The 19,379-nt window shown below is 54.8% G+C and carries 13 protein-coding genes; 7 read left to right on the forward strand and 6 right to left on the reverse strand.

Going from position 1 to position 19,379, the window contains the following annotated elements; translation table 11 throughout:
- The first annotated feature begins 39 nt into the window (after window positions 1–39).
- Window positions 40–1,437: a sigma 54-interacting transcriptional regulator gene (locus HUN04_23685; protein ID WDP92560.1), complete on the forward strand. Its 1,398-nt coding sequence runs from the start codon at window positions 40–42 to the stop codon at window positions 1,435–1,437.
- Window positions 1,438–1,465: 28 nt separating this feature from the next.
- On the opposite strand, the gene HUN04_23690 is transcribed toward HUN04_23685, so the two are convergent.
- From HUN04_23690 to HUN04_23700, 3 genes are all read right to left on the reverse strand, one after another.
- Window positions 1,466–1,687, reverse strand: a complete 222-nt coding sequence (locus tag HUN04_23690) for a hypothetical protein (protein ID WDP92561.1) — start codon at window positions 1,685–1,687, stop codon at window positions 1,466–1,468.
- A gap of 506 nt (window positions 1,688–2,193) precedes the next feature.
- Window positions 2,194–4,014, reverse strand: coding sequence for a cache domain-containing protein (locus HUN04_23695; GenBank protein ID WDP92562.1), 1,821 nt, complete (start codon window positions 4,012–4,014; stop codon window positions 2,194–2,196).
- 174 nt (window positions 4,015–4,188) lie between these two features.
- Entirely contained in the window at window positions 4,189–6,198 is a 2,010-nt protein-coding gene (locus HUN04_23700; protein ID WDP92563.1) for a methyl-accepting chemotaxis protein, read from the reverse strand.
- 236 nt (window positions 6,199–6,434) lie between these two features.
- Between HUN04_23700 and HUN04_23705 the strand changes: the two genes are divergently transcribed.
- Window positions 6,435–7,046 carry a LysE family translocator gene (locus HUN04_23705; protein ID WDP93387.1) on the forward strand — a complete coding sequence of 204 codons (612 nt, stop codon included), beginning with the start codon at window positions 6,435–6,437 and terminating at the stop codon, window positions 7,044–7,046.
- 31 nt (window positions 7,047–7,077) lie between these two features.
- On the forward strand, window positions 7,078–9,207 hold the full coding sequence (locus HUN04_23710; GenBank protein ID WDP92564.1) for an LOG family protein: 2,130 nt from the start codon (window positions 7,078–7,080) through the stop codon (window positions 9,205–9,207).
- Between the two features lie 14 nt (window positions 9,208–9,221).
- On the opposite strand, the gene gtfA is transcribed toward HUN04_23710, so the two are convergent.
- The 3 genes from gtfA to HUN04_23725 are packed head-to-tail and all read right to left on the reverse strand — an operon-like array spanning window position 9,222 to window position 13,788.
- On the reverse strand, window positions 9,222–10,670 hold the full coding sequence (gtfA, locus tag HUN04_23715) for a sucrose phosphorylase (protein WDP92565.1): 1,449 nt from the start codon (window positions 10,668–10,670) through the stop codon (window positions 9,222–9,224).
- 18 nt (window positions 10,671–10,688) lie between these two features.
- Window positions 10,689–12,866, reverse strand: a complete 2,178-nt coding sequence (locus HUN04_23720; protein WDP92566.1) for an HAD-IIB family hydrolase — start codon at window positions 12,864–12,866, stop codon at window positions 10,689–10,691.
- Complete coding sequence (locus HUN04_23725; GenBank protein WDP92567.1) at window positions 12,856–13,788, reverse strand: hypothetical protein; 933 nt, start codon at window positions 13,786–13,788, stop codon at window positions 12,856–12,858. Before HUN04_23725 ends, HUN04_23720 begins: the two co-directional genes overlap by 11 nt.
- A gap of 221 nt (window positions 13,789–14,009) precedes the next feature.
- On the opposite strand from HUN04_23725, the gene HUN04_23730 reads away from it, so the two are divergent.
- From HUN04_23730 to topB, 4 genes are all read left to right on the forward strand, one after another.
- Window positions 14,010–14,858, forward strand: coding sequence for a thioredoxin fold domain-containing protein (locus tag HUN04_23730; GenBank protein ID WDP92568.1), 849 nt, complete (start codon window positions 14,010–14,012; stop codon window positions 14,856–14,858).
- A 284-nt stretch (window positions 14,859–15,142) separates the two neighbouring features.
- Entirely contained in the window at window positions 15,143–15,790 is a 648-nt protein-coding gene (locus HUN04_23735; protein ID WDP92569.1) for an OmpA family protein, read from the forward strand.
- Window positions 15,791–15,900: 110 nt separating this feature from the next.
- Window positions 15,901–16,851 (forward strand): N-acetyl-gamma-glutamyl-phosphate reductase, encoded by a 951-nt coding sequence (argC, locus tag HUN04_23740; GenBank protein WDP92570.1) that lies wholly within the window; start codon window positions 15,901–15,903, stop codon window positions 16,849–16,851.
- Between the two features lie 12 nt (window positions 16,852–16,863).
- Entirely contained in the window at window positions 16,864–19,362 is a 2,499-nt protein-coding gene (gene topB / locus HUN04_23745) for a DNA topoisomerase III (GenBank protein ID WDP92571.1), read from the forward strand.
- The last annotated feature ends 17 nt before the right edge of the window (window positions 19,363–19,379 follow it).

Raw genomic sequence — 19,379 nt, forward strand, 5'->3', positions numbered from 1 at the left:
CGATTAAACACTTTGTTTCCTGGAAATTAAAGGTGTCCCATGAACGATCATCAGATGAATACCTTCTGGAAAAAAATCGTTAATACCATCAATGAGGGTTTGATGTTTATTGGACCTGAAGGGTCAATACTGATGGTGAACAAGGCCTTTGAAAGTCTTACGGGGTATTCCTCCCGGGAAGCCATCGGTATGCCCTGCACCATGCTGGGATGCGATGCCTGCGAGCAGTTCATGCAGACAAGCGGACAAACCGCCTGGTGCAAGCTGTTTGAACCGGGCCATCAGGATATGAAAAAATGCCGCTGCCTGGTCAAATGCAAGGACGGCAGTTTTCTGCCGGTATTAAAAAACGCTTCAGTGCTATGGGATGAGCACCATACGGTGTTGGGGGTGGTGGAAACCCTGACCGATATCTCAGAGCTGGCCAGGCTGGATGAAAAACTCCATATCCTGTCACGGCAATGCGACAATGAAAATAATTTTTCTGGGATCGTTGGCAGATCCCCCAATATGCTGGCGGTGTTCGACATGATCCGCAAAGCCTCTGAGAGCAATGCACCGGTCATTATTCTGGGTGAAAGCGGGACGGGCAAGGAATTGGTGGCCGATGCCATCCATATGTACGGCACACGGAAACACGGGCCGTTTATCCAGCTCAACTGCGCCTCCTTGAATGAATCGGTATTGGAAAGTGAATTATTCGGTCATGCCAGGGGCGCGTTTACAGGCGCTTACAGCAACCGGGTGGGCCGTTTTGAGGCCGCCAACCACGGCGATCTTTTTCTGGATGAGATCGGGGACATTCCCCTCTCCCTTCAAACCAAGCTTCTCAGGGTGCTTGAATCCGGGCAGTTTGAACGTGTCGGCGATATCTCCCCCATTGAGGTGGATGTCAGGATCATATCCGCCACCAACAAAAACCTTGAAGAATTAATATTGAAAAATGAGTTCCGCCAGGATCTTTTTTTCCGGATCAATGTCATCCCCATCCACCTTCCCCCCCTGAGGGAAAGAAAGGAGGACATTCCCTTGCTGGTCACCTCCTTTATCCGCCGGTTGAACGAAAAAACCGGAAAGGCTGTCCATGGCCTTGATGCCTCGTCCATGGAATTGTTCATGGACTACCACTGGCCGGGCAATGTAAGAGAACTGAAAAATGCCATGGAGTACGCCTTTGTCGTGGTGGAGGGAAGTTCCATTCACCTGGATCACCTGCCAAGAAACATCACAACGCCTTCGGTGACTGCCCCCCAGATTGTCTTTGATCAAGGCAGGGAAACCCGCCGCGACGGTGAAAAAGCCGCTTTAATTCAGGCGCTTCGCCAGACAAAGGGGAACCAGACCAGGGCCGCTGAACTGCTCAATGTCACCCGGGTGACGGTTTGGCACCGGATGAAGAAGCATGGGATTGATCTTAAAAAGGTATTATCCGTGTGATCCCATTAAAGGAGACTTCCCATTTGTTTTATTCTTCCTGGCCGCCCCCCATTTCTATGGCCCTGCGGTCCGGATCGCTGCAGCTGGGGGCCGCCTCTATGGTCATGGCCTCAAATCCCTTTGCAAGACGCTCGATGATGAATTTTTTCTTACAGGACTCGCACCATACAAAAACCGGTGCATAGTCCAAAGGCATTTCAAAGCCTGTGGTATCGCCGCAATAGGGGCAGGATGTCTCTTGATTTGTCATGATTCCTCCTCCTTGTTTTTTGGTTTGTGCCAGGGGCTGACCAGGCGATGCTGGCGCCTCCTTTCTGGCAATAAAATAAGCATTTTCCATGCCATTACCAGGCTGATGTTCCGGCAATTCTGTGACAGCCTTGGGCAAATGCCAATGGACATCCACAGGCCCTCCAGCCTTTTGCCGCCCCTGTTTGATTTGGGCAAAAAAAATCGGGGGCGGCCTAGGCTGTTTCAGGCTGCCTCCGACTGGCGGTGAGGTGGCTATTCAGATATGGAGGTAAGTAAATGCCTTTACTTGATCTGAGTACCGTCAATATGGTCCTGCACGCTTTATGCCATACATAATTTATTCTCTATAAAATATAATCCGCCACAGGCATCCCATTGGGGACCGGCCTTTTTCCTTTAAAATAAAGGAAATAAATTCCAATGACGCTTGTACCAGGGCGCATGGCAATTGTTACGGGTAACAATCTGGTAACGCAACCTAACGTTCCTTTGGATAAAAAGTCGTTACCGCTGGGATGATGCGGATTCGATCCGGTCCCGCCCCTTTTCCTTTGCCCTGTAAAGCGCCTGGTCTGCCTGTTTGACAAGGGTTGACACCGCCATATCCTGCCTGGGTATTTCAGCGGCCAGCCCCAGGCTGAAGCTTATCCGGCCCAGGGGGGACTGGCTGTGGGGGATCTCCAGGGCTGCAATCTTACGGCGGAGGTCCTCGGCGATTTTTTTGCCGCCGGCCAGATCCGTATTGGGCAGCAGGATGACAAATTCCTCTCCGCCGTACCGGGCTGCGATGTCCCCCGGCCTCCGGGCGGCGCCTTTCAGTGCGGCGGCGATTGAAACCAGGCATTGGTCACCCTTCTGGTGGCCGTAGGTGTCGTTGTATTGTTTAAAAAAATCGATATCCAGCATTGCCAATGCAACGGGATGGCCCTCGCGCAGGGCTCGTTTCCACTCCCGTCCAAGGGCGATATCAAAGGATCTGCGGTTGGCGATATGGGTCAGGCCGTCCAGATTGGCCATGTCTTTTAATTTGCGGTTGGCATCCCTTAGCTTTATATTTATTTTATGTATGGCCTGCTGGCTTTTCTCCCGCTGGGAAACCATGACATTGGCCATCTTCCCCAGGCCTTTGAGTTCATGGAAATGGACCTGTTCCAGGTCAATCTGCTCCATGGCCTTTCCGGCCTTGCTGAAAAAGAATTCAAACTCCCTCAGGTTTTTTTCCAGCCGGTTGGAATAAAGCCGGCCTGCCAGGAAAACAAAAAAAATGGCAAAGCCGTTTATGGAGAGGATTGCGACCAGATCATCAATGATCTCCTGCTTTACTTTTCTCTGCAGCTTCCTGGCCCGCTGTTTGTGGATTTTGGAATCCACAACCTTGCCCACAGTCCATCCCCAGGGTGGGTAATAACGCGCATACCCCATCATGGATTTAGGGGCTTCTCCAGCCTTCTCCAGCCTTGAAAAAGCGATGAAATCCCCTTTCCCTTCCAGAATCCGGCGTTGGCCCTCTACCAACACCGTTCTCAGGGCGTCGTCCGGCAGCATCCGTCCCTGGTGGTCAGGCCGGCCGGAGAGCTGTTTCATTTGCCTGTCAAATATGAAAAACTCCCCATCCCTTTCACGGTTCTGCTGGCGGTTGCCTTCAAGCACATAGGTTTGGATCTCCTTAGCCGAGGCCTCAAGGTAATCCCCGGTGCCGACCACCCATCCCAGGGGGGGGAACAATTTGACATAGGCAATCTTTTTTTTATTTATTTCCTTTTTTCCCGGAAAGGGCCACAAATACTCTACAAATCCCTCCCCCTTGTTTCTGGCCACCTGGATGATTTCCTGAACAATTTTTCTCCCGTCGGCGTCCTTCATATCGAACCATTGGGAACCTTCCAGGGCCATATCCGGCGGGTAAAGCTCAAGGGTGCCGTCCAGGGCGTAGGCGAAAAAATATCCCCGCCCCCCGAAAAGCCGTATGCCCCTGATATGTTCCCGGATCAGATCGGAGACGGCCTTGGGGGGGAGGGAATCCCCATGGCGGCGATACATATGGCACATCATATCGTAAATGGTTTCCGATGTCGCCTTGACATATTGCCGCATCCGGGTCCGCCCTATGGCCGTAAAGGAATTGAAAAGGGAAATATCCGAATCAATTTCCCTTTTTACCTCCTGTCTGAGGGCCTCAAGCGCCCTGGCCTCGCCCTCGGCAATTCCCCGGGAGAGGTTCTGGTAATGGTAGAGGGTAAATCCCACCGCCGGCACGATGCCGAACACCAGAATAATCATCAGGGCCAGCCTTGCAGGAATATTGGATATCTTGATTTGCTTCATCTTTTCTCCTGCCAAGGGTTCATTTCAGAACCGGGTGATTGTTCGTGATTTTAAATCTGTACCGGTATCCCGCAAAGGGGAAGGACCACAAACAAGGCCGGGATCATCCTGTGTCCCTCCAGGCGGCGATTTGGCGGGAGGGGCGGAGAATTCTCTCCGCCCGGTTTTTAACGTCTATACTTTAAAGAGGTTTACCGTTTTTTCAAGGGTTGCCGAAAGGGTGCTCAGGTTGGCGGCACTGGTGTCGATTTCCGTACTGTTTTCTGATACAACGGCAACCGCATGGTTCACATCGCTGATGTCCTTTGCGATATCATTGGCCACGCCCGAGGTCTGGGTAAGATTCTCGGTGATTTCCTCGATGCCCTGGGCAGCCTGGCCGACATTGGTGGCAATTTCCCTTGTGGTGACCGATTGTTCTTCCACTGCCGCGGCCACTGTATCTATCATTTCGTTGACACTGGAAATATCGCCTGTGACCCCTTCTATTTCCGTAACGGTTTCCCGGGTGGAGGCCTGGATGCCCTGGATCTGATCTTTGATTTCCAGGGTGGCTTCGGCCGTCTGCCTGGCCAGTTCTTTTATTTCACCGGCCACAACGGCGAATCCCTTGCCCGCGTCACCGGCCCTGGCCGCTTCAATGGTGGCATTCAATGCCAGCAGGTTGGTCTGTTCGGAAATATCATTGATGGTTTCCACCACATTGCCGATTTGTTTGGCAGACCGGTCCAGTTCGCCTATTTTTTCCGATGCCCTGCGGGTGCGGTCCACCGCTTCGTTGCTGGTGAGCCTTGTTTTTTCAGTATTGCCTGCGATCTCACTGATGGTGGCGTTCATTTCTTCGGCCGCCGCCGACACCATGCCGATATTGGTGGAAGATTGTTCAACGGCAGAGGCCACCGAGGACATATTGGTGCTCATTTCTTCGGCTGCGGCTGCCACTGAATTGGATTTTTCAGCCATTTTATCCGCCTCCTGGGAGACCTGGCCGGCAATGGTCAATAATGCGGAAGAAGAGGAGCTTAATTCTTCTGAATTTCCTGCAATACCGGAGATGATGCCCTGGAGTTTTTCCACAAAGGTATTGAACCACCTGGCCATTTCTCCGATTTCGTCACTGGAGTCCGTGGGCAGCCGCATGGTCAGATCCCCCTCTCCCTGGGCAATGTCTTTCAACCCCTCCACCATCTGGTTGATGGGCTTGACGACCCTGCCGGAGATGACAGCGGTCAGGGCGCCAATCACTATAAGTACCAATGCGGTGATGCCCAGTACAACTGTTCTGATTGAAGCGGCGACATCTGACAATTCGGCTTTCTCAATGAGGATAACGATGACCCATGGGGTGTTGGCGGACTGGAAGGAATTGACGTGATAGACAATGCCGTTTATTTGGGTGTCAAAATCGGCCTTTTCCTTTTCCAGGACGGTCTCCATTTTGTCAATTCCCACGTCTTTGATATATTTACGGTTGTTGTCTGCATTCTTGGGGTCCGCCAGGATCAGGCCTTTTTTGTGGAGCATCATGGCATATCCGGTTTTTCCGATTTTAACCCCCTGCATGATTTCGGCCAGTTTATCCGAGGTGACGTCCAGTCCTATCGTCCCGTATACCCGGCCGGTTTTGTCCTTAAAGGATCGCACATTACTGACGATTGTTGAGCCGCTGATGCTGTCCGTATAGGGGTCGGTACGCAGGATTTTTCCGTTTTCGGGCAGCGCAAGGTTGAACCAGCCTTTTTTCCTGGGGTCGTAGCCCTTGTGAACATTGGTCTCGGGCCACTGAATATACCCGCCGTCCTTGGTGCCCAGATACACATACATGGTGCCGGGGTGGTGAGTGGCGTAATTATTGAATTCTTCAAAAATCTCCTGTTCAATGCCGCCGTTTTTGGAGGGGGTCATGGCGCTTTTTTCACTGGTGTCCGCATAACTGGTAATGCTGTTGTCCGCACTCAGGATTTTGGAATGGGCGGCAAAGGAATCAAGGTTCCGGTCAAGGTCGTTGTAAAAGACTTCAAGCATCTGTTCGATGCCGTTGACCTGCTGGCCCACATTGTCGATATAGGTTTCCCGGGTGGACTTGTTGATCAGCACATTGACGGCAATGACCACCGGGACCACAGCAACCAGGATGAGTGAAAAGGAAAAGACGAGAAGCTTCGACCGGATGGATTTAAGCATAACATTCTCCTTTAAAGGCATTGCTTAAAAGAGGGGCACCCCTCATAGCATGGCGATTATAATTATTTTGTCTGGCTGGAAATACTTATCGTAATAGTATGCATTGAAATCCCGGGTTGATCAATAATAAATACTCAGGGGCCTGTAATTTCCATGGAATCGGTTTTGCCTATTGCAATTTTCCCCGGGGAATCTTAAGTTTTTACTTTATCGATTCTCAAGAGATAGAGGTGAATATGCTCAACACGGAGTTCCTCATAACCTCATTGGTGGTGGTGCTGATACCCGGTACGGGTGTCATTTATACAATTTCAAACGGCCTGTTCCTGGGGACCCGGGCCAGCATTGCCGCAGCAGTGGGGTGCACCGCAGGGATTATCCCCCACCTGGCGGCCAGCATATTCGGCCTGTCCGCCATCCTTCACATGGGGGCCCTGGCATTCCAGGCGGTCAAATTTGCCGGCGCCGCCTATCTGCTCTATCTGGCCTGGGGCATGTGGCGGGAGACAGGGGGGCTGGCATTTGATTCCCCCGGCGACGGTGCCGGGCTGTGGAAAATTGTCAAAAGAGGGGTGCTGATCAATATCCTCAATCCAAAGCTATCCGTATTTTTTTTGGCATTTTTACCGCTTTTTGTTTCTGCGGACGGGCCCTCTCCCATTCTCCAGATGATGGGGCTCAGCGCCGTATTCATGATCATGACCCTTGTGGTCTTTATCCTTTACGGCCTGGCAGCGGGCCGGTTCGGCAGGTATGTGGTCAATTCTCCGGGCGTTATATCCCGTCTCCAGCGGACGTTTGCGGCGGTATTCGCCCTGCTCGGCATCAAACTGGCAATAACTGATTGACGGAACCTGATTTTAGTAGATAGGACATACAATGGATATCCCCCAGATCATCAGCCCCGACGGCTACATTCACGCGATTACGGATACGGCGCCTGAACCGGAGTGCATTGGTGCCCAGTTTATATTTCCCCGTGTGTCGGATTATATTGCCGGCGCCTTGAAGGAAGGAAAACCCTGGTTTTTTTCCGGCAGGAGCGGCAACGCCCAGATGGGGCTGTTCACGGACACCCACCTGCCCGGAGGAACGCCTTCGCCTCCCGGCATCGAAGGCTCCCGTATTATGCTTTCCGGGGTGATCCGGAACCTGAATCCTTTGCTTTCCAATGCCCTGGACCTGTTTGAGGCGGGAGATGAGATCGGCCGCCTGGTGGTGACAGACCCGGAACTGCGGATACAGGATGTCCGCCATTACCTGCACAAGCGGCTTTTTGTGGGTAACCGCAAGGGACGGGGGTATTACGAAGGCTTTGAGATCCGGACGGAAACCGACCCCCTTACCGGCAAGGCCTGCGATTATATAGAAGCGGCGTTGTCCCCTTACCAATACTGTTTTGAACCGGGGGCCATGAGCCGGTCCAGCCTCAACGCAGTGGTGAAAAAGGGGAGAAGCGCCCTGAACACCATCCGTTCCAGGGTCCCCATGGCCCTTGAAAAAGCATGCCTCAGTCCCGGAGACCTTTTTGTGGGGGCGGTGAAGATCTCTTTGGGGGATATCTACGGGATCATTGATGCCCGGGTGGCGCCTGAAACAGCCGGGGTGGTCCATCTGCCGGCCCGTGTGCTTGATCCTTTCCGTACCTTTAGGGACCGGCAGGTGGAGCTTTACCATTTTGGTGAGCACCCGGTCTCCTTTTCGGATATCCGGATCCGTATCCGGTTTTTCAGGAGCCGGAACCCCCTCACCGTGCCCCTGGAAAAAACCCGGGTCAAGGAGGGGTACCGGCTCTGCGACCTGCTGACCCATGCCGAGGTGGCCAACCTCTTCGACGTCATGGACAAAAACTCCATGGGGCTGATTCTCAATAAAGGGAATTTCGTCCAGGTGCCCATGGCCATCAATCCAGGGGGAGAGGCCCAACTGGAAATTATCCGGAACAGCCTTCTGGAAAGTACCCAGCGCAAACATGAGCCGGACCTGCCCTGCGGCAGGGATGAAAAATTCAGGGAAACCTTAGAAAAGCTTTCCGTGCTGGGCGGGGTGAACTCAAGGGTTTTCATCGCCAGGCAATTCCCGGCCCGGGATGTGGTGGACGCCCTGCGGCGGAGCGGGCTGCGCACCTTTTTGATCAATGCGGAAAATCCCTGTTTCGGGGACGATTATATCAAACACATGATTAATCTGAGCCATGCATCCCATTCCCGCTGTGAATTCATGCGTTACGATCCGGAAATTGACAAGCTTTACTCCTTTTACCACGGCTGCTTCATGGAACCCGACGACTGGGAGCGCTTCAACCGGGTGAGGTTCTGGTTTGCATTTTACGGGTCCCACACCCAGGCGGCGGACAACAAGCTGACCATGGATCTGATCAACCGCCTGGCCATCCGCCTGGGGGATGAAATGGGCATTGTCCACGGCGGCGGCCCCGGCCTGATGAAGGAGGCCAACGACCTGGCCCGCCAGCACAATATCATGAGTGTGGGCATTGCCATTGAACTGGAGGGGGAGAACCAGGCGTCGCTGACCACCTGTGACGGACTGATTAAATACGAAGAAGGCCTGCGCCTGGCCCGCCAGGACCACCTCCAGAAACTGAGCAACCTGCCTGTGATCAACACCGGCGGCTATGGCAGCGCCGAAGAGTTGTCCATCACCATCACCTCCATGAAAATCCATGAAAATCCCCTGGCGCCGATTATTCTCCTGGATCCGGACAACCTTTGGGAAAATGCCCGCAAACAGACCCGGGAAATTGCAAAACGCAAATACGGTCCGGCCTTTACCCCCCATCTGGTGAAATCATGCAAAAATGCAGGGGAGGCGGAAAAAGAACTGATAGGCTTTCTGGCGGCGCCGGATAAATGGTACAGGGCAAATAAAATTCCGGCGGAGAGCGTGGAAAAGGCCAGGGTCAAGGCCGCCAGGATCCGCTGCCGTTTCCTTCAGCAGAGAAAGGTGGACGTGTTTGACAGGCCAAATCCCCGGCTTTCCGGTGAGTGACCGGCCGGTGCCGGTTATGGGGAGAAAGAGGTCTCCCGTGAGGCCACAGGGTCGGTATAGGTGATGGTGACCCTGTAGTCCTTCACGTCGATATGGGCCGTGGCTGTATGCTGCTTGTGTTTCCATTCGGCGATCAGTTCCGTGTCCGGGGACTTGATCAGGGTGAATTCCCCATTGAATGCCGGGTAGGAATTGCGGAACTCCATGAGCCGGAGCAGGCGCTGGACAACGGGCTTCTGGACATCCTCCCGTATTTCGGTGAGGGTGTAGTTGTGGCGGTTGATGTTCCGGCCCAGCCGGGTCCGTTCCACCAGTTCAATATCGTTTTCCCCGGCCAGCAGCCCCACATAGTAAACCTGGGGGATGCCAGGAGTGAAGAACTGAATGGCCCGGGCGGTGATATAGGCGTCGTCATTGCAGCCCAGGGCCGAGTAATAGGTGCAGTTGACCTGGTAGATGTCCAGGTTCTGGTATTCCGGTCCTGAATAGGTCTCCTTGACGTTGGAGCCCCTTTCGTACAGGGTTTTCAGTGTGTCGTCGATCTCGTCCGGGTTGAGCAGTTCATTTACATCCACCACCCCGATGCCGTCGTGGGTATCCAGGGTGGTGACCTGTTTGCGGGGGCATTTGCGCAGCCAGGATTTCAGCCGCCTTGAAGTGGACATGTACAGGCCGTGGAGCACCAGCATGGGCAGGGCGAAATCGTAGCACCAGTAGCCCTTTTCCGCCAGTTTGAGCTGGTAGGAGTAATGTTCGTGGACCTCGGGCAGGATCTCGGTGTCGAATGCCGAGGCATAGTCATCAAACCACTCCAGGTATTCCCAGATTTTGGGTTCAACAAAAAAACAATTGGTGCCCAGTTCCATGGTGGTGTATGCGATGGCGTCCAGGCGGATCATCTTGGGCCGGTTCCGGGCCAGGCGGATGAGAAATTTGCGCATGACCTCCCGGGTTTTGGGGGAATCGTAATCCAGGTCGATCTGTTCGTAGTCAAAGGTACACCAGATCTTTTCAAGGGTGCCGTTGGGCCGTTCCAGCTGCTGGTAGGGGGGGCGCGGTTTCCGGGTATAGACCTTTTTAAGGTCTTCTTCAGGCACGAATCCGCCGGGCACCAGCTTGTCAAAGCTCAGGAACATGTCTGCATATTCGCTCATCTGTCCCTTTTCCACATAATCCTGGAAAAATTCGGACTGCCGGGAGATGTGGTTGACCATGAAATCGATGGCCAGGTCAAAATCCTGGCCGATTTTTTCCACATCTTCCCAGGTCCCGAAGGCCGGATCCACCTCATCATAGGTTTTAGGGGCAAACCCCCGGTCCGAGGAGGAAGGGTAAAAGGGGAGGATGTGAACCCCGCCGATGGCTTTAGAGAAAAATTTGCGCAGCGCATAGTGTAATTCCGGCAGGTTGGTCCCCAAAGAATCCGGATAGGTGATGAGCTGGATTTTGTTTTTTAATGCCATGCCTTTCTCCTTGTCTCTTTATTTTTCCAGGAATTTATAATGGGCCATGCCTTCGAGGATGCCGCCGGCATAGGGGGCATCTGCAAAATATATTTTTCTGGCGGACCGCAGGGGCTCCAGTTCCGGGCTGTAATTGCCCACCACAACGGCGAGGGGATCTCCCTTGATCATCTCCTCGTCATTGCCTGAATCCCCGCAGACAAGAAATTGTTTTAAGGGAATTTCCCATTTATAGCTCAGGTAGCGGATGGCTTTGCCCTTGGAGGCCCGGTAGGGAAGGATATCCAGGTATTTTTCATGGGAGTAGATCAGGGTGTAGACAAAGCGGTTTTTTGTCAGTACATGGTGGATCTTGGGCAGCCGGTCCTTGCCCGGCGCCATGTAATAGGAGAGTTTGTAGGGGCTTTGGTTTTCCTTTTCCTGGGGGGTGATAAAGGGGATGTCTTCCAGTCGCTGTACCATGGTTTCGGGTTTCCAGTTTTTGGCGATGTGGGTTTCCCAGCCCTTGTCATGGTGGCGTTCTGTTCCGTAATTGATCCTGGAGCCCACCTCGGAAATGATGATATCCGGTTCCGGGATATGGTGTTCCTTGAGTACGGCAGCGGCGGAATCCAGATTCCGGCCCGTGGCCACCCCGAACCCCACCCGGTCCCGGTGGGTGTGCATCAGGTCGATGAATTTCTGGATCTCCTTGGGGGCGCCGCCCAGCAGGGTGTTGTCGATATCGGTGATGATGAGGCGGTCCAGGGCCGAAAGCCGCCGGCCGATGCTGTGTACAGGGACCCTCACGTTCAGGGTGGACGCCTCGTTGTCCCGGTAAAGGTCCCTGACCGTTTCCATATAGGTGGCGGCATGGTTTTCCCAGGTGTAGTGCCGGCGGGTGTTCATGATTCCGTTCTTTGAATAGTTACTCCATAGATCCGGATCTGAGATAATCTTGCGGATGGCCCCGGCAATGGCTGAGTCATCCTTGGGGTCCACCAGGATGCCCCCGTTGCAGTTGGCCATGATGTCTTTGGGGCCGCCGTCTTCCGTGGCCACGATGGGCAGGCCGCAGGCCAGGGATTCCAGCAGGGTCAGACCGAAGGGCTCTGTCAGGGCGGGGTTGACAAATACCCCCTTTTTTTGGGCGGCGATGCGGTAGAGTTCCGGGACCTCATGTTCAAAGTCGTGTTTCTTGGGAATGGCCATTTTCCCGTAAAGGTTGTACTTGTCCATGAGCAGGAGCATCCGGGTGAGTACGTCCCGTTCGTTGTCCTCCATTTTGGAGATGTCTTTTCTGATGCCGGCGAATACCGCCAGGTTGGCCATGGCCTGGAGCTCCTTGTCCTTGCCGTAGGCCCGGACCAGGCCGGCAATGTTTTTGCGCTTGTCCGGCCGGCAGAGTACCAGGATCATGGGTTTGTCCGGAAATTGAAAGAACCGGTTCAGTTCCTGTTTCAGTGACGATCTTGCAAACAGCGCCTCTTCCTGTTCTTGTCCCGATGCAAGGTTATCGTGGGTGTATGGATAGAACTTGTCAATGCCGATGCCCGGCGGAATCACCCGGTAGGAGGAAAGGGTGCGGTTTTTGTAGAGCCCGTACTGGCCTTCGATCTCCTGGGTGGTGGAGGTGATGACAAGGTCCGTATACTTGAGGATGGTCTCTTCGGTATGGATGCGGTGGTCTATTTTCAGCATCCGGTTCATCTCCCTGATGTCCACATTTTCTCCCAGGAGCCGGCCCTTTTTGGAACGGCCCATGGAGTGGCCGGTGTAGACAAAGGGCACCCCGAAGAACCGTGCCAGTTCCTTGGCCACGTAACCGGCGTCGGGGTAATGGCCGTGGACGATGTCTGGCACCTGTTTTTCCTGCTGTATGAATTTTATGGTTTTGTCCACAAATTCGTTGAGGTGGGGCCAGAGCAGTTCTTTTCTAATGTATTTCCGGCCGCCGCACTGGATTCTAACGATTCTGAATTTGTCATTGACCTCCTCTACGGGGCGGCTGTAGTCCGAGGAAAATGCCTTGTCGCTGATGAGACGTGTGAACAGGTCAATGCGGCTGACCTTGGGATGCATGGACAGGGTGCGGCAGAGTTCCACCACATATTTGATCTGGCCGCCGGTGTCGGCATCGTATCCCAGTTCCAGGTTATGGCCGCGAAGCAGGCCGTGGACGCTGAACATTTGAAGATATAAATTTTTATTTGCCATGTTGAAGCCTTGATATGAAGGGGGTGTAAAATTCAGGGTCCGGGGGCAGGGCGCCTTTGATGGTGCAGATGCCCGAAGCAAATTCGTGGGCCATGGCCATGGCCCTCTGGTCTTCAATTCCTGAGAGCAGGGCTGCGGCAGCCATTGCGGCATAGGCATCGCCGGCGCCTACGGTGTCGGCGATCTTTATCTTTATATTTCCCTGTTCCGGGGCCTGGGCGATGCCGCGGGCGGTTGCCCAGAAACTCCCCCGGCTTCCCATGGTCACCATGACCCGGCCGGGGCCCGGGGGGCCGAGAAGGGCGGCGGCCCGTTCTTCCATTGGCGTTCCCTTGTCCGGTACCAGAATATCCAGTTCCTCGTGGCTGAGTTTTAAAATATCGGCGGCAGCCATACTCTCATCCACCACGGACCGGGTCCAGCAGCGGGGCCTCAGGTTAATGTCGCAGAATTTCAGGGTGTGGGCCGGCAGTGCGCTGATCATGGCCTTCACCGTTTCCCGGCTCCGGGCCGTCCGCTGAACCAGGGTGCCGAAGTAGGCTGCCCGGGGGCCGGACCTGAACAGTGCCGCCAGCCGGCCAGTGGTTTCAATCCGGTCATAGGCCATATTTTCAAGTATGGAAAAATTGTGGGAGCCGTCTTGGGCCATGGCCACCTCCACCCGGCCGGTGGGGCGGCGGTCATCCACCTGGATATCGTCAGGGTCAAACCCGTGGGCGGCGACGAATGCCAGGATATCATCTCCCAGTTCGTCCCGGCCCACCCGGGAAACAAATCGGGTGTCGACCCCCAGCTGTTTCAGGTGAAATGCAAAATTAAAGGGAGCCCCGCCCATGCGCCTATAGGTGGGAAACAGGTCGTACAGGATTTCTCCGATCACAAGTACCATGGAATCTTCGCCCGTATTGTACAGGGTGCCCATTGCCCCCTGGGTTTATTCTATCGAAATATATAAAAGAGAATGCTACGACTGCAGGAAGTATAGCCCAACCGGTTCTCCAAGGTCAAGGTGTTCGGTCCGTTCATGTCCGGTCCGTTCGTTGGGCAGCGAAGCGGCCGGCGCCTTGGTTTGGCTTGAAACAACGCGGCCGGATGTGATAGACAAAGGCGTGAGAGGGCGTTATATGCAGAAAGGATGATAAAATGAGAGTTAATCGGATTGTTGCGTGCATTTTTATATTGTTTTCCACAGCGGTTCCGGCCTTGGCCGGCCCGGCCTGCGACCATGTGAATCTTGAATGGCTTTCCGGTCAGGTCCCCCTGTCCGAAGGGGCAAAGATTGTTTTTAAACAGGAACGAAGCGGCCTTTGCGAAGTCATCGTGGCCATAGACGGCAGCCTGGCCCCTGTCTATGCGGGCAAGGATTTCATTGTGGCCGGCCGGATGTACCGGCAGAAATACGCCGTTACCCGGGAAACCATGGCCGGCCTCCGGGATATTGCGGAAAAGGAGCGCCAGGATGCCCAGGAAAGGGACGCTCTGGCCCTTGAAAAGCGAAAGGCCTTTTTCAAGGCCAGACATGCTGAACTGGAGGCCCTTGTGTCCATGACCTTCGGGCCGGGCAGCGCCAAAGAAACGGTTTATGTGATCACCGATCCCAATTGTTCCCATTGCAAAAAGCTGCTGCCGCTGATGGAAGAGGTGGCCTTTGAGGCCGGGGTGAGGCTGAAGATGATCATCTATCCGGTACTGGGTGACAAGAGCCGTGATATGGCGGCCCATGCCTTGTGCAATAAATTTACCTATGCCCAGTACAAGGAAATGACGGGTACAGAAACACTGGCGGTATGCGAGGCGTCCACTGATCTTCTGTCCAGAATTAAAACGTTCTTTGAGTCGGCGGGTATCTCTTTTGTCCCCCTGGTTGTCGCCGGCGACGGCTCCTGGGTGGTGGAGGGCAGTGATATCAATGAAGTCCGGGGCCGGCTCGGCCTTGACTGTGAAGAGGGGGCCGGCGGTAAAGAGGGGTGCGGTTCCGGACAGAATCAATAAGCCCAACAGCATCGTTTTCCTGTCCCTTTTTTTTGAACCGGAATTGCATCAGCTGGGGTTCCGGTTCTCCAATTTTGAAACAAAGCGTAACAATTTTTCCCGGGACTATTTGAGCCTATTTCGGGTATAATGCAAAGTTAATTGGGGAGGTAATTTGCGCAACCCCGATAAAATGACGCCCAATGCCGGATTAAAAAAAAATGAAGATATGAAGTTTTTCGGTGTCTGTATTTGTCGGAGGGCGTGATGCGTAAACTTTTTTTAAGGATAAGGAGATCGGCAATATGAAAAAAATTCTAATCACATTGTGTTCCCTGGTGCTTTGTGCAAGCATTTTCTCCTGTGCAAGCATGGAGACCAAACAGGGGCAGGGCACTGCCGTGGGCGCCGGCGTCGGTGCCGGCGTGGGCGCGCTGCTGGGACAGGTCATCGGCGGCGATACAGAGGCCACATTGATCGGTGCGGGCATTGGCGCAGCCCTGGGCGGCATTGCCGGGAACCAGGTGGGCAGGTATATGGACCAGCAGGAGCAGGATCTGCGAAATGCCATTGCCGCCTCCGAAGCCGCCAGTGTGCGGCGGGAACAGGATATTTTAAGGGCAACCCTGAAGGGTGAGGCCTATTTCGACTATGATTCAAGCAATCTTAAACCCGGAGCCTATTCCGAATTGAGGCGGATTTCAGATATCCTGGTCAAATACCCCCAGACCATGATCGAGGTGGGTGGACATACCGATACCAGAGGGAGCGAGGAGTACAACCAGAAATTGTCCGAAAGACGGGCAGAAGCCGTAAAAAATGAGTTGATCCGCAATGGGGTGGATGCCCGCCGGATCCGTGCGGTGGGGTATGGCGAAACCCAGCCCGTTTCCTCCAGCCATGCCATGAACCGGCGGGTGGAGATTGTCATTGAACCCATCGTCCAGGGATAGCCTCTTTAAGTCATATGACGATATAATCCATTGACGTTATTTTATTATTTGTCCTGGGCGGCCCGGGGGGGAAGACCCGGCCGGCCCATGGCTGTTATACGGAATCAGACATGTACACAGTATTCATAGACGGACAGGAAGGCACCACCGGCCTTGAGATCAAGGAGCGGCTTGAAGGACGCAAGGAAATTGAACTGCTGGAGATCCCCGGGGACAAGCGAAAGGACCCGGAGGTGAAAAGGGAGTTTATCAATGGGGCGGATCTGGTGATTCTCTGCCTGCCCGATGCCGTGGCCAAGGAATCCGTGGCCCTGGCGGAAGGCGGATCCACCCGCTTCATTGATGCCTCCACGGCCCACCGGACCCATCCGGACTGGGTATACGGCCTGCCCGAAATGTCTCCCGTCCCGGAACAGGCTGAAAAAATCAGAAGGGCCAGGTTTGTGGCCAACCCGGGGTGCTATCCCACCGGTTTTATTCTCATGGCCCGCCCCCTGGTGGACCTGGGGATTCTGCCCCGGGATTATCCGGTGTCGGTCCATGCCGTGAGCGGGTACAGCGGCGGCGGCAAAAAACTCATTGCCCGCCACCGGGCGGGCGGCGATGCCGGAGAATTGGCGGCACGGCCCTACGGGTTTACCCTGGCCCATAAACATGTCCCTGAAATGCAGGCCTATGCCGGGCTGGATAATGCCCCCATCTTTACCCCCAGTGTGGGGGATTTCTACAGGGGCATGCTGGTCCATCTGCCCCTTCATACCCGCCTGTTAAAGCGGAAAACAGATGCGGACGGGCTGCGGGCCGAACTGCGGCAGGTTTATGGGGGACAGCCCTTTGTGAGGGTGATGCCGGATCCCACGGAGAATTACCTGGACCAGGGGTTTTTATCGCCCCTGGGATGCAACAATACCAACCGTGTGGACATATTTGTGTCGGGCCATGAAGACCAGATCCTGGTCACCGCCAGGCTGGACAATCTGGGCAAAGGCGCCTCAGGGGCGGCCGTCCAGAACCTGAACATCATGCTGGGCATGGATCAGGGAAAGGGGCTGACGGCCTGATCGATCCCCCCCATGACCGACCTCATTCTTACAGAAAAGTTCTCCGTGGCCGCGGATTTTGCAAAGGCCCTGGGGGCCAGCAAAAAGGGCAACGGCTTTTTTGAGGGCAATGGGGTGACCGTGACCTGGGCCGTGGGCCATCTGGTGGAGTTGTATGAGCCTGAGGATTACGACCCCGCCCTGAAAAAATGGCGGCTGGAATCCCTGCCCCTGATACCGGAGCGGTTTCAATATAAGCCCGTCAAAAAGACATTCTCCCGGTTCAGGGTGATCCGGGATCTGCTGCGAAAAAAGAAATTTGGCCGGGTGGTCCTGGCCACGGACGCCGGAAGGGAAGGGGAGGTCATCGCCCGTACCATTCTGCTTGAATCCGGGTTCAAGGACCGGTCCCGTGTCTACAGGTTCTGGACCAGCCAGGCCCTGGTGCCCGATGTGGTGCGGCGGACCATGGAAAAGGTCCGCCCCATGGCAGATTATGACCGGCTTTGGCGGGCCGGATATTACCGCCAGGTCTCGGACTGGCTCATCGGCATGAACTGCACCCGGGTGCTGACCATCCGTTTGAAAGACCTGTTTTCAGTGGGCCGGGTCCAGACCGCTGTTCTGGCCCTGCTGGTGGACCGGAAAAAAGAGCGGGATCATTTCGTTCCCCAGCCCTATTGGGTGATGACGGCCGAATTTTCCAACGAAAAAGGGGCCTGGACCGGACGCCGCTTCAAGGGGAAGGAAAACAGGATCATTGACCGGGAGCAGGCGGAACAACTCTATGAACGGTTGAACCGGCAGGGAATTTCGGGCAGCGTCAAATCCCTTGACCGTGAAAACAAGCGCGAAGCCCCGCCTTTTTTATTTTCCCTTACCGATCTCCAGCAGGAAGCAAACAAGCGGTTCGGGTTTCCGGCCGGGAAGACCCTGGACCTTGCCCAAAAGCTCTACCAGGATCGAAAATGCCTCTCCTACCCCAGGACCGACGCCCGGGTTCTGGGAAGCCAGAATCTCGATATGGTCCAGGAAATCATTAAAAAACTGGCACCGGTGTCTGCCGGCCTGTTCGAGCATATGGACCCGGCCCGCCTTTCCCTGGCCAATAAGCGGGTGTTCAACGATGCCAAACTGACAGACCACCATGCCCTGATTCCGCTCAAGCCTGTGCCGGCAGGGGCCGGGGCCGAAGAAAAGCGGATCTATGACCTGGTACTCCGGCGATTTGCCGCCGCCTTTCACCCGGACTGCCGGTTTGAGGTGACCCGCCTGGTGACCCTGGTGGACAACGAGACCTTTGCCACCCGGGGGAAAATCATTCTGGAACCGGGCTGGCAGAGGGTATGGAAGCCTTTGGCCGGAAAGAAAGAGGCCGTGGACCTGATTCCGCCTCTGGTTCCGGGAGATCCGGCCGGACTGGATAGAATAAAACTTGAGGAAAAGCAGACCCGGCCGCCGGCTGAATATACCGACGCCTCATTGTTGAAAGACATGACCAATCCAGGCCGGTATGTGGAGGGGGAGGCTGAAAAGAAACTCTTTCGGGGGGAGGTGGGGATCGGCACCCAGTCCACCCGGGCCCAGATCATTGAAACCCTGATCAAACGCCAGTATATCAGCAGGGCGGGCAAACAACTCCTGGCGCTGGATAAGGGGGTGTTCCTGGTGGAGGCCCTGCGCAAATGCCCGGTGTCATCACGGCTTACCTCCCCCGAAGAGACGGCCCGGTGGGAGATGGGCCTCAACCGCATCGCCCTGGGGGAAGAAGAGGACGCCCGTTTCCTTGAAGGGATTAAAATCTTTACAGAACAATCCGTGACGGAACTAGCCGGGTTCTCTTTTGATACGGCCTCATATACCCCGGAGCGCACGGCCCCGGGTCTGTCCGGCCAGGCGTCGGTACCCCTGGGCAAATGCCCGGGCTGCGGAAAGGATGTGACCGAAAGGTATAAAGCCTATTCCTGCGGAGACCGGGCCTGCGGTTTTGTGATCTGGAAACGGATAGCCGGTAAGAGCATTTCCCCTAAAATGGCCGCGAACCTGATTCGTTACCGGCGGTCCGGCCCTTTTAAAGGGTTTATTTCGAAAAAGAAAAAACGATTTACAGCCTCCCTTGCCATTGTTCAGGAAGATGGGAAATTAAGGGTCGCCTTTGAATTTGAACCGAGACAGGAGGCGGCACCGGCAAATGATGCGGCCCCGGTTTGTCCGGTCTGCGGGGGGGCCATCATTGAGGGGAAAAAAGGGTATGGATGCAGCAATTGGCGCCCGGAGCAGGGGGATTGCCGATTTGTCATCTGGAAGACCATTTCCGGTAAGAAACTCACCCTGGCCAATGCACATACCCTTGCAGCGGGAAAAACCACACGTCCCTATGTTTTCAGAACCGGCGGGGGCGAAAAATTCAAGGCGAGGCTTCGGATGGTAGAGGATTCCGGAGCCGGATTCTGCATTGCGCTGCTTCCCGAATCCGGAGACCGGGGGTTGTGGGAACCGGGACTTGTGCCCTGCACACGGCCTGCCGGATGAATCCGGGTTGCTTGACA

It is taken from the genome of Desulfobacter sp. (genome assembly GCA_028768525.1).
Taxonomy (GTDB): Bacteria; Desulfobacterota; Desulfobacteria; order Desulfobacterales; family Desulfobacteraceae; genus Desulfobacter.

Coding starts and splice junctions, on each gene's coding strand:
- HUN04_23705 (WDP93387.1), top strand. CDS start 6,435: ATGCTCAACACGGAGTTCCTCATAACCTCATTGGTGGTGGTGCTGATA.
- topB (WDP92571.1), top strand. CDS start 16,864: ATGACCGACCTCATTCTTACAGAAAAGTTCTCCGTGGCCGCGGATTTT.
- HUN04_23700 (WDP92563.1), bottom strand. CDS start 6,198: ATGCTTAAATCCATCCGGTCGAAGCTTCTCGTCTTTTCCTTTTCACTC.
- argC (WDP92570.1), top strand. CDS start 15,901: ATGTACACAGTATTCATAGACGGACAGGAAGGCACCACCGGCCTTGAG.
- gtfA (WDP92565.1), bottom strand. CDS start 10,670: ATGGCATTAAAAAACAAAATCCAGCTCATCACCTATCCGGATTCTTTG.
- HUN04_23735 (WDP92569.1), top strand. CDS start 15,143: ATGAAAAAAATTCTAATCACATTGTGTTCCCTGGTGCTTTGTGCAAGC.
- HUN04_23710 (WDP92564.1), top strand. CDS start 7,078: ATGGATATCCCCCAGATCATCAGCCCCGACGGCTACATTCACGCGATT.
- HUN04_23725 (WDP92567.1), bottom strand. CDS start 13,788: ATGGGCACCCTGTACAATACGGGCGAAGATTCCATGGTACTTGTGATC.
- HUN04_23690 (WDP92561.1), bottom strand. CDS start 1,687: ATGACAAATCAAGAGACATCCTGCCCCTATTGCGGCGATACCACAGGC.
- HUN04_23720 (WDP92566.1), bottom strand. CDS start 12,866: ATGGCAAATAAAAATTTATATCTTCAAATGTTCAGCGTCCACGGCCTG.
- HUN04_23685 (WDP92560.1), top strand. CDS start 40: ATGAACGATCATCAGATGAATACCTTCTGGAAAAAAATCGTTAATACC.
- HUN04_23695 (WDP92562.1), bottom strand. CDS start 4,014: ATGAAGCAAATCAAGATATCCAATATTCCTGCAAGGCTGGCCCTGATG.
- HUN04_23730 (WDP92568.1), top strand. CDS start 14,010: ATGAGAGTTAATCGGATTGTTGCGTGCATTTTTATATTGTTTTCCACA.